A 9,732-nucleotide genomic window follows, 5' to 3' on the forward strand; every position below is an offset into this window, starting at 1 on the left:
CCCCAATAGCTTTGCCATCTTCAAGCCAATCGTATGTTCGTAGCCAAATCCGGCCTTTATTCTCTATAGCATGGGCAGCATTAACCATTAAGTTAATCAGTACTTGTAATAATTGAGGTCGGTTAACTTCAACAGAACCTGTAGCTGTGAACTCCTTGATCAACTTCACTTCTTGTTGCTCAATAGAGTGGCGAGCTAATAACAGCATTTCTTCAACAATTGGCGTCACAGGTTGTAATGTTATCGGCGCATTAAACTCACCAGGACGGCTATATTGCAGCAGACTACGGATGATAGTCGTTATCCGACCGACCTGTTGAATAACCAATTCAATTTCTTCTTCGACTATTGCAGCATTGTCACCAAGCTCGTATTTTAATAGCTCCATGTTCCCCAAGATAACAGCAGTAGGGTTATTTATTTCGTGGGCTATACCTGCGATCAACTCGCCTAGTGCGGTGAGTTTTTCGTTAGTCACGAGTTGCTGTCTGGTGGCATGCAATAACGCAACATTGCGTTCGAGCTCTTCTGTTTTATCTTGCAAGCTGCGGGTACGTTGTTCTACTTTAATTTCTAGCTGCTCTGCTGCCGCTTGAATTTGAGCATTACGCCGCTGCAACTGATCTAACATTCGGTCAAATTGCTCGGCCAAATGCGCTAACTCGTTATCGCCATTCATGTCTAATTTACCAATTCTGATATTTCGACCTGACTGAACTGCGGTAACAACCTGGTGAATATATTCAATAGGTTGAAGTAAGCTATTTGCGCCGCGATAAACCAAAAATCCTGAAATCAATAACACGAAAACTAAAATGGTGCCGAGTTCGATTATATTGAGTAAATAATTATGTAAAAAAGGCGACTCAGAAAAACCCACATACACCATCCCAATCCTTTTACCTCGCACATCAAGTAAAGGTAGGTAACCGGAGATATACCAATCATTAAGGACAAAAGCACGATTTATCCACGTTTCGCCTTCAATGAGTACTTGCTGATAAACTTCATCTGACACTAAGGTACCCAATGCTCTATTGGGTTTGTTATTGTCTTTTGGAAACAACTCCATCGGCACGTTGGTGCTAATGCGAATATTATCTAAAAAAAGGGTTACTGTACCGATTGAACGTTCAGGCAGTGTACCTTTACCGTATACTAAGTCACGAATAGTATCGACTATGTCGGTATTGTGGTTAAACAACATTCCGCCATCTAAATACCAAAACACATTTCCCGACCGGTCGGCTATTGGCAGTAGCGTTCGACTTAATAAACCACGGGTTTCCATGCTTTGCTTAGGATTTTTTGCATGCAATGTCGGAATTAGCGTTATTTGAGCTTGTTTTGCTAAACTTGAGTTGATTCTTTCGAGACGTTTGGCAGGCACGACCATTAAACCCGAAAAAACTTTCTGTTTAGTTTGGTGTAACATCAAACGTAAATCAGGATCTCCAGCGGCATCGGCAACACTAATTAAACGTAAAAAGTCTAATCCTAATTCTTTTTGCTGCTCTACCAATAGAATATTTAACGCACTAATCGCACTCGGATTAGGTTGTTGCTCGCTGTGTTTAAGTAACCTAAATGCATGTTGAAAATCCCATGATTTACTTATCGAGTCGAGCTTATCTTGTTGGCGTTCCTGCACTTGCACTAAGGTACTATTAGCCACAATCAAGTCAGCCTTTACCTTCATAAACAATTGGTTGCCTGTGTATATCACATTCCAATAAATGGTAATAAATACCAAGCTAACTAAGGTTAATAAAATAGGTAATGATGTCAAAAACAAAATTCGATAACGTACTTTGGCCTGCATTTGCTGCCAACTAAGACCGAAAACTCGCGTAAAAATACCAGTAGAGTGCACCACTTTTATTCTTCCTCAAGACCTTGTTTATCGTTGGTTAGCCAATCTTTAAATTTTCTGTCTAAGGTTTTTCGAGACACACCTAAATCTCGCGCTGCAGCAGATTTATTACCACTATGGCTATCGACCACTTTGGTGACATGTTGTTTTTCAACTTCTTTTAATGGCCAATTTAGCGGGTAGCCCATCGCATCATTAATGGTAACTGACACCGGTTTTTTCCAATATTCAGCAGGCGGTTTACCTAATAAAATGCAACGTTCAATCATATTACGTAGCTCTCGAATGTTACCAGGCCAATCATGCTGTTGAAGCACTTGTAAGTCTTCATGGCTCCAAATAACATTTTTAATACCCAGCTCTTGTGATAACTGCAAGGTAAAATAATGAGTAAGCTCAACAACATCTTCTGGCCGAGAGCGCAAAGATGGGATAACAATATTCAATACATTCAAGCGATAAAATAAGTCACGACTAAAACGACCCGCTTCAACCTCATCAATTAATAAACGATTAGTGGCTGCAATAACGCGCACATTTATGTCGATTTCTTTTTCACTTCCGACAGGACGGATAGCACGTTGCTCAAGCACTCTCAGTAATGCAGTTTGCATGTTCATCGGCATTTCGCCAATTTCGTCTAGAAATATCGTGCCACCAGAGGCATAACTAAATAACCCTTCACGATTACCTTTAGCCCCGGTAAATGCGCCCGCTGTATGGCCAAATAGTTCACTGGCTAATAATTCTGGGGCAATGGCACCACAGTTTACGGGAACAAATGCACCACTTCGGCCACTTTGTTGATGTAATTGTCTGGCCACCAGCTCTTTGCCTGTGCCAGATTCGCCTTCAATTAACACTACTGCGTTTGTCGGTGCGATGCGTTCGATGACTTCTTTTACATCGCGGATGGCTTCACTGTTACCGATAATGGTGGATGACTGCCCATGCGACAACTCACGCTTTAACATAAAGTTTTCACGCTTTAGTAATCGTTTCTCGATACAGCGGTCAACGGCAGTTATCATTTGTTCTAAATGAAACGGTTTCATGATGAAATCAGAGGCACCAGCACGTAATGCTTTGATTGCCACGTCCATGTCTGCATAACCGGTCATAAAAATGATATCTGATTGACGGTCGGGATCATCTAACGCTTCATGCCATTCGATACCAGAGCGGTCGGGCAATCTAATATCGACAATCAATAAATCGAAGTGGCCATGACTGCGCAACTCTTCTGCTTGGGCTATTGTGGAGGCGGTTTCTACCAAGGCAAACTTTTTTGCCAAGGCTTTCATCAAAAAACTACGCATACCGGGCTCATCATCAACGATAAGAACCGACATAGTAGTCTTGCTTACTGGGGAGATATGTTCATCTGGACTCATAAATGGACTCTTATTTGGACATTTTGACGCGTTTTTTAACACTGTATCATCGAAATCACATCACTTGGTCACTATGAACCACAGAAAAGTGATCGTGGGACAATTTGTCTAACATAAATGATTAAAGCTTGGGAGCAAGTTCACAGTTTCGATTTTATGCGTGAACTGTATTTGCATTAACACTGCTTGGCATCTAACTTGCTTATTGCATTGGTAATTAAGCAAAACGGCTTAATGTTTTGTACAAGTATTCAGTATAAACATCATGATTGTTAATATATCAAGGAGCGGTAATGTTAAAACTCAAAGCAAGCGTTAGTATTCTGTTGGCGGCATCTGTACTCAGCGGAGCAATGTTCAGCCAAACTGCACTCGCAAATGAAGTGATCAAGTTAGCGACCACAACCAGTACTGAAAACTCAGGATTACTTGGGGCGCTGTTACCAAAATTTGAAGCGGAATCAGGCTATAGTGTACAAGTGATTGCTACGGGTACAGGTAAAGCATTGAAGCTTGCAAGTCAGGGAGATGTTGACGTTGTTATGACTCATGCTCCAGCGGCCGAAGCTAAGTTTGTGGCTGACGGTGACGGCATTGAGCCTCGCGGTATTATGGAAAATGATTTCATTGTATTAGGGCCTAAAAATGATCCTGCTGGGCTCAAGTCGAGCAAAGATGCCACTGAAGCATTTAGCAAAATAGCTCATAAACCAAGTAAATTTATTTCTCGTGGTGATAACTCTGGTACTAATATGAAAGAGTTAGCCATTTGGAAAGATGCAGGCGTTAAACCTGAATTTGCTGGCTATACCTCAGTTGGCCAAGGCATGGGTAAAACCTTATTAATGGCCAATGAGTTTCAGGCTTATACCTTAGCGGATCGCGGTACGTTTATTGCTTATAAAGCTAAGCTAGACCTTAATATTAGTTTTGAAGGTGGCGCGGAATTAGCTAACCCTTACCAAATTATTTTGATCAACCCTACAAAATACCCAGACTTGAATCATAAAGGGGCAAGAGCATTAAGCGATTGGTTTATCAGCCCAGCAACACAAACTATGCTCAATAATTATAAAGTGCAAGGAGAGCAATTGTTTAAGGCAACCTATAAAAAATGAGTGACGGCTGGTTAGCCCTATTGCAGCAAGCATTTAGCTTGCTGCTATCTTTTGACCCACATGTATGGGCAATTATTAACATCTCTTTTTCGGTGTCTTTTGCCGCGCTATTGATCACCATCATTCCGTCGATGATGTTAGGTTTTATCCTCGCATTTAGTCATTTTAGAGGCCGCTGGATTGTCACTAACTTAGTGCAAACATTGCAATCTATTCCCACTGTAGTGATTGGTTTATTAGTGTATTTATTGTTAACTCGCAATGGTGTCTTAGGCGATTTAAAGTGGCTATTCACCCAAAAAGGAATGATTTTAGGCCAGATGTTAATTTGTGCTCCAGTATTAATCGCATTGTCACAGGCCGCTTTTGCCAGTGTAGATCGTAGAGCGTGGGAAACATCTCGTACATTAGGAGCCTCATGGCTACGCGCGGTTTGGACCTTATGTCGTGAACTACGAGGCCCCTTACTGCTCGCCATTATCGCAGCGTTTAGTCGCATTTTAACTGAAGTGGGTTGCTCTATGATGGTTGGTGGCAATATTATGAATGTCACCCGTAATATCCCCACGGCAATAGCACTTGAAACGAGTAAAGGCGATTTTGCACAAGCTATCGCGCTAGGATTAGTCTTATTAATATTAGCGGTAGTGTTAAACTTCATCTTAGGTTCATTGCGAGGCAAAGCCCTCCCAAGGAGTCATTAAGATGACATTATCACATGGCTCTGACACTTCTTTAGCCAGTATTCATGCTACAAATCTACTGATATCTTTTAATCAGCAGATACTCTTTAGCGCAGACAATTTGCATTTTAGTCAAGGTGATGTCATTTACCTGCAAGGTGACAATGGTTCGGGTAAATCGACCTTAATGAAACTCCTCGCGGGATTAATTAAACCAAATCAAGGTAAGATCACCAGCCAGGGGTTTGCGCCTCAAACGTGGTGGCGACCGTCATCTCTTTTAGGTAAAGCGGTTTATTTGCATCAACATCCATATCTTTTTGAAGGCTCAGTAAAGTACAACTTAACCTACGCCTTAGATCAGCGGGCTTTATCGCCAGAACAACGTAAGAAACGGATTAAACAAGCCATTCATATGGCTCAACTCACCGATTTACTGAATCATAATGCCAGCGACCTGTCGGGTGGTGAGCGACAGCGTCTTGCCATTGCCAGAGCTTGGATTGCACAACCTAAATTATTAATGCTTGATGAACCGATTTCGAATATGGACAAACACTCACAGCGCTTGGTTCTCGCGATGATTAATCAACTAAAACAAGACGGCACAGGACTGCTAATTAGCAGCCATCAAACTTGTGGCCTGACCGCGTTGTGTCAACAACATTGGCATATAAAGCAGCGCACAATTCATACCAGTATTCATGTACCTCAAACAGATGATTTACATGATACCCACACAACGGAATTACATTATGGCACCACAAATTGATGCGGTGATTTTAGCTGGCGGCATGGCAAGACGGATGGGCGGCAATGACAAAGGCTTAGTCGATCTCAATGGCCAAGCGATGATTTGTCATACTATTGATAAGCTGTCGACTCAAGTGGATCAGATCCTGATTAACGCCAATCGAAACCAGGCTCAATATGAGCAATGGGGTTACACCGTTTTCAGCGATCAAGACAGCGGCTATTTAGGCCCTTTAGCTGGAATGGTTACAGCCTTAAAACAGACTCAAGCTGATTATTTACTGGTGGTCCCTTGTGACTGTCCTATGTTGCCAACCGACTTAACCGCAAGATTATTAGCTGCATTAGAGCAACAACAGGCCGACCTTGCTGTTGCCAGTGATGGTGAGTATGAGCAACCCGTAGTGTTATTGCTAAAACCACATCTAGCAGCATCGATGCAGGCTTTTTTAGATGCAGGAGAGCGCAAAATTGATTTTTGGTACCGCCAACATAAAGTGGCAGTAGAAAGTTTTGCCGACCAACCCAATGCATTCGTTAACATTAATACACCAGAACAAAAACAGCAGTTAGCAGCGCAAATTGCCAAGTAATTCAGTAGAGGTACTTCATGACAGCATTATTTTCTAACCCATTGCCTATTCCCGTTTTAGGGTTTTGTGCATACAGTGGCACGGGTAAAACCACTCTACTTAAACAGCTTATTCCTGCCTTAATTGAACGCGGTTTACGTTTAGCCGTTATTAAGCATGCACATCATAATTTTGATGTTGATGTTCCGGGTAAAGACAGTTTCGAAATGCGCAAAGCTGGGGCAAGGCAAGTATTGGTGGCGTCTCATGTACGCTGGGCATTAATGACTGAAGACCCTGTCGATGACGACCCACAATTACAACATTTACTGCGTCAAATTGAAGCAGACAAAGTCGATATCGTACTGGTAGAAGGCTTTAAGAAGCTGGCATTACCTAAAATTGAATTACACCGCGCAGCACACAATAAACCTTTGATTCATATACATGATGACAATATCGTTGCGATTGCCTGTTGTGATGAAACTACAGTACCTGATTCATTAACGCGCTTAGATTTAAACAACGTGGCGCAAATTGCTGATTTTGTACAACACTATCAACAAAATTGGCAGGCAGAAGAGGTCAGCTTGCCGATTGATGCGAGCAAAGCAGCTCAAATGGACGATACCGAAAACAGTCCAAACGCTATTAGTGTATCCCAAGGCATTGCGGCGGTGTTAAGCCAAGTGACCCCTATTGTGGACACTGAATTAGTCAGTCTTTTCGATATTGATAATCGCGTACTGGCACATGATATTATTTCTGAAATAAACGTACCTCAACAAACTAACTCAGCAATGGACGGTTATGCCTTTGCGTTTAGTAACTTATCTAATAAGCCTCTTAAAGTTGTGGCTGAAGTATTAGCAGGACATCATTACCCCAATATGCTGCAAGACGGCGAAGCCGTGCGCATTATGACCGGAGCAACAGTGCCAAAAGGCGCTGACACCATTCAGCCACGAGAGCTAGCAAACGAACAAGATAACCTGTTAACCCTTCTTGAGCATGAGCACATCGTTAAAGGTCAGCATGTACGTCTGGCGGGTGAAGATATTGCTAGCGGTGACGTCGCTTTAGCGGCAGGAAAACGCTTAGGTGCTGCTGAACTAGGCCTACTAGCATCACTTGGATTTGATCGACTACCTTTGTTTAAGCGCCCAACCGTTGCGGTATTTTCAACTGGTGATGAAGTTAGCCAACCTGGTCAAACACTCAAACCAAACTGCATTTATGACTCAAACCGCTATACCGTATTATCGATGGCTAAAAAGCTCGGTTGTCAGGTTATCGATTTAGGCATTATTGAAGATGATGAACACATACTCACCGCGACGTTACGCAGTGCGGCAGAGCAAGCAGATATCGTCATCAGCTCTGGCGGCGTATCTGTGGGTAATGCCGATTACATTAAAACGGCACTCGCCAATGTGGGCAACACTCAATTTTGGCGAATTAACATGCGACCAGGTCGCCCTCTCGCAGTAGGGAATATTGACCAAAGCCTATTTTTTGGCTTACCGGGTAATCCTGTCGCAGTTATGGTGGCATTTTTACAGTTTGTGCAACCTGCTATTCGTAAATTGGCTGGCGAACTTCACTGGCAGCCACAATTTATTCCAGCCATTGCCCAGCATGCATTACGCAGTAAAACGGGGCGTACTGAATTTTTACGCGGTATTTATACTATTGGCTCAGATGGCCGAATCAAGGTAAGTACCACAGGTGCGCAAGGGTCTGGCATGCTCAGTTCAATGGTCAGCGCTAATTGTTTAATTGTCATTGGTGATGATACTGCCACCATACCTGCTGGCGAGTCTGTGTTTATTCAACCCTTTGCTGATTTACTGTAAGTGTTGATATGAGCCAACTTATCGACAACTTTCAGCGGAAAGTAGATTATTTACGCTTATCGGTAACCGATCGTTGCGATTTTCGCTGTGTGTATTGCATGAGCGAAGATCCGACTTTTTTACCTAAATCACATGTGCTGAGTTTGGAAGAATTATCGTGGATAGCCCAAGCTTTTACTGAGCTTGGGGTAAAAAAAATACGCCTCACCGGTGGCGAGCCACTAGTGCGATCTGATTGTGACAAATTGGTCAAATTATTGAGAAAATTGCCTCAACTGGAAGAACTCTCTATGACCACTAATGGATCTCGATTATCTAAACTCGCTAAGCCGCTGTTTGATAATGGCCTTAGCCGATTGAATATCAGCCTCGATACCTTAAATCCCGATGTATTTGCGCAGCTAACCCGTAACGGAAAACTAGAACGTGTCATCGCTGGCATTGATGCCGCAATAGCGGCTGGCTTTCGTAACATCAAAATCAATGCGGTCATTTTGCGCGGACAAAACGATCATGAAGTATTAGATTTAGTTGAGTTCTGTCGCCAACGTCAACTCGATATCGCTTTCATTGAAGAGATGCCACTTGGACTCATGGATGATCGCCATCGTAGTCGTCATTGCTCAAGTGACGAAGTCCGAAACATTATAGAAACACGCTATCCCTTAATCGCTTCCTCTAAGCGCACTGGCGGCCCTTCTCGATATGTAAAAATGGCCGACAGCACGATTCGGATCGGATTTATATCGCCACACAGCAATGACTTTTGTCATGAATGTAATCGGGTAAGAGTAACCGTTGAAGGGCAATTATTATTATGCTTAGGAAATGAAAATGCCATTGATTTAAAATCAATTGTGCGACAATTCCCCGCCGACATTGAACGTCTTAAACAAGCCATTACAGATGGAATGCAATACAAGCCGCACTCTCACCACTTTAATCTCGACACTGCTCCACAAATACTTCGCTTTATGAATGCCACTGGCGGCTAATTGTTTTTGCTATCGTCAGTGGTACACTTATGCCATGATTTACCGCTTCAAACTAGTGCATAACATTGCCAGTTTAAGATAGTCTTTTTATTCACATTAAGGTGATTTATGGCCCTGTCACGCAAAAATTGGAACTATATTATTATTGGTGCCAGTGTGTTTATGATTGTGGTGTTGTCTTTTATCAATGATAAAACCGTCAATGTTCCGGATGATACTGTGCCTTTATTTGATCCGCAGCTGCCGTTGAAACAATTACAATTAGATGGTATTTGGTTAAGCCAACAAGACGGCCAGTGGCAGTGTCATTCGCAGGTACTCAATTGTCAGCAATGGGCTTTATCGTGGCAAAATATTAGTGTTTCACCATTAAAAAATCAGCCTGAACATAGCCTTAAAGAGCAAACACTGTCTATTGCCATCGATAATATGCAAACGACACAATTATGGCGCTATTTCCCAAATGAAGGTTTGTTGCAATCGTCCAG

The 9,732-nt window shown here is 42.5% G+C and carries 9 protein-coding genes; 7 read left to right on the forward strand and 2 right to left on the reverse strand.

The genetic code is table 11. The annotated features are described in order from the left end of the window. Both H5202_RS14305 and H5202_RS14310 read right to left on the reverse strand, forming a co-directional pair. Positions 1-1,822: sensor histidine kinase (locus H5202_RS14305; protein WP_182772674.1), on the reverse strand; the 1,822-nt coding region annotated here is incomplete at its 3' end. Between the two features lie 56 nt (positions 1,823-1,878). Continuing rightward, on the reverse strand, positions 1,879-3,267 hold the full coding sequence (locus tag H5202_RS14310) for a sigma-54-dependent transcriptional regulator (RefSeq protein ID WP_182772667.1): 1,389 nt from the start codon (positions 3,265-3,267) through the stop codon (positions 1,879-1,881). Between the two features lie 353 nt (positions 3,268-3,620). Here H5202_RS14310 and H5202_RS14315 point away from each other — a divergent pair, with 353 nt between their 5' ends. The 7 genes from H5202_RS14315 to H5202_RS14345 all read left to right on the forward strand — a co-directional run. Beyond that, positions 3,621-4,385 (forward strand): substrate-binding domain-containing protein, encoded by a 765-nt coding sequence (locus tag H5202_RS14315; RefSeq protein WP_443019412.1) that lies wholly within the window; start codon positions 3,621-3,623, stop codon positions 4,383-4,385. Then, a complete protein-coding gene (locus H5202_RS14320; protein WP_011639327.1) occupies positions 4,382-5,089 on the forward strand; it encodes an ABC transporter permease in 708 nt (235 codons plus the stop codon). The genes H5202_RS14315 and H5202_RS14320 overlap by 4 nt, the downstream gene beginning before the upstream one ends. A 1-nt stretch (position 5,090) precedes the next feature. Beyond that, complete coding sequence (locus H5202_RS14325) at positions 5,091-5,840, forward strand: energy-coupling factor ABC transporter ATP-binding protein (protein ID WP_182772669.1); 750 nt, start codon at positions 5,091-5,093, stop codon at positions 5,838-5,840. Then, complete coding sequence (gene mobA, locus H5202_RS14330) at positions 5,824-6,414, forward strand: molybdenum cofactor guanylyltransferase MobA (protein ID WP_182772670.1); 591 nt, start codon at positions 5,824-5,826, stop codon at positions 6,412-6,414. The genes H5202_RS14325 and mobA overlap by 17 nt, the downstream gene beginning before the upstream one ends. A 17-nt stretch (positions 6,415-6,431) precedes the next feature. Further along, on the forward strand, positions 6,432-8,249 hold the full coding sequence (locus tag H5202_RS14335) for a bifunctional molybdopterin-guanine dinucleotide biosynthesis adaptor protein MobB/molybdopterin molybdotransferase MoeA (protein WP_182772671.1): 1,818 nt from the start codon (positions 6,432-6,434) through the stop codon (positions 8,247-8,249). Positions 8,250-8,257: 8 nt separating this feature from the next. Continuing rightward, a complete protein-coding gene (gene moaA / locus H5202_RS14340) occupies positions 8,258-9,244 on the forward strand; it encodes a GTP 3',8-cyclase MoaA (protein WP_182772672.1) in 987 nt (328 codons plus the stop codon). 108 nt (positions 9,245-9,352) lie between these two features. Beyond that, a partial coding sequence (locus tag H5202_RS14345) for a hypothetical protein (protein ID WP_182772673.1) occupies positions 9,353-9,732 on the forward strand: 380 nt, incomplete at its 3' end.

The organism is Shewanella sp. SG41-4, from assembly GCF_014164505.1.
Classification (GTDB): Bacteria; Pseudomonadota; Gammaproteobacteria; order Enterobacterales; family Shewanellaceae; genus Shewanella.

Excerpts from the sequence above, each read along its gene's own strand:
- H5202_RS14310 (WP_182772667.1), bottom strand. The coding sequence starts at position 3,267 with ATGAGTCCAGATGAACATATCTCCCCAGTAAGCAAGACTACTATGTCG.
- H5202_RS14315 (WP_443019412.1), top strand. The coding sequence starts at position 3,621 with ATGTTCAGCCAAACTGCACTCGCAAATGAAGTGATCAAGTTAGCGACC.
- H5202_RS14320 (WP_011639327.1), top strand. The coding sequence starts at position 4,382 with ATGAGTGACGGCTGGTTAGCCCTATTGCAGCAAGCATTTAGCTTGCTG.
- H5202_RS14325 (WP_182772669.1), top strand. The coding sequence starts at position 5,091 with ATGACATTATCACATGGCTCTGACACTTCTTTAGCCAGTATTCATGCT.
- mobA (WP_182772670.1), top strand. The coding sequence starts at position 5,824 with ATGGCACCACAAATTGATGCGGTGATTTTAGCTGGCGGCATGGCAAGA.
- H5202_RS14335 (WP_182772671.1), top strand. The coding sequence starts at position 6,432 with ATGACAGCATTATTTTCTAACCCATTGCCTATTCCCGTTTTAGGGTTT.
- moaA (WP_182772672.1), top strand. The coding sequence starts at position 8,258 with ATGAGCCAACTTATCGACAACTTTCAGCGGAAAGTAGATTATTTACGC.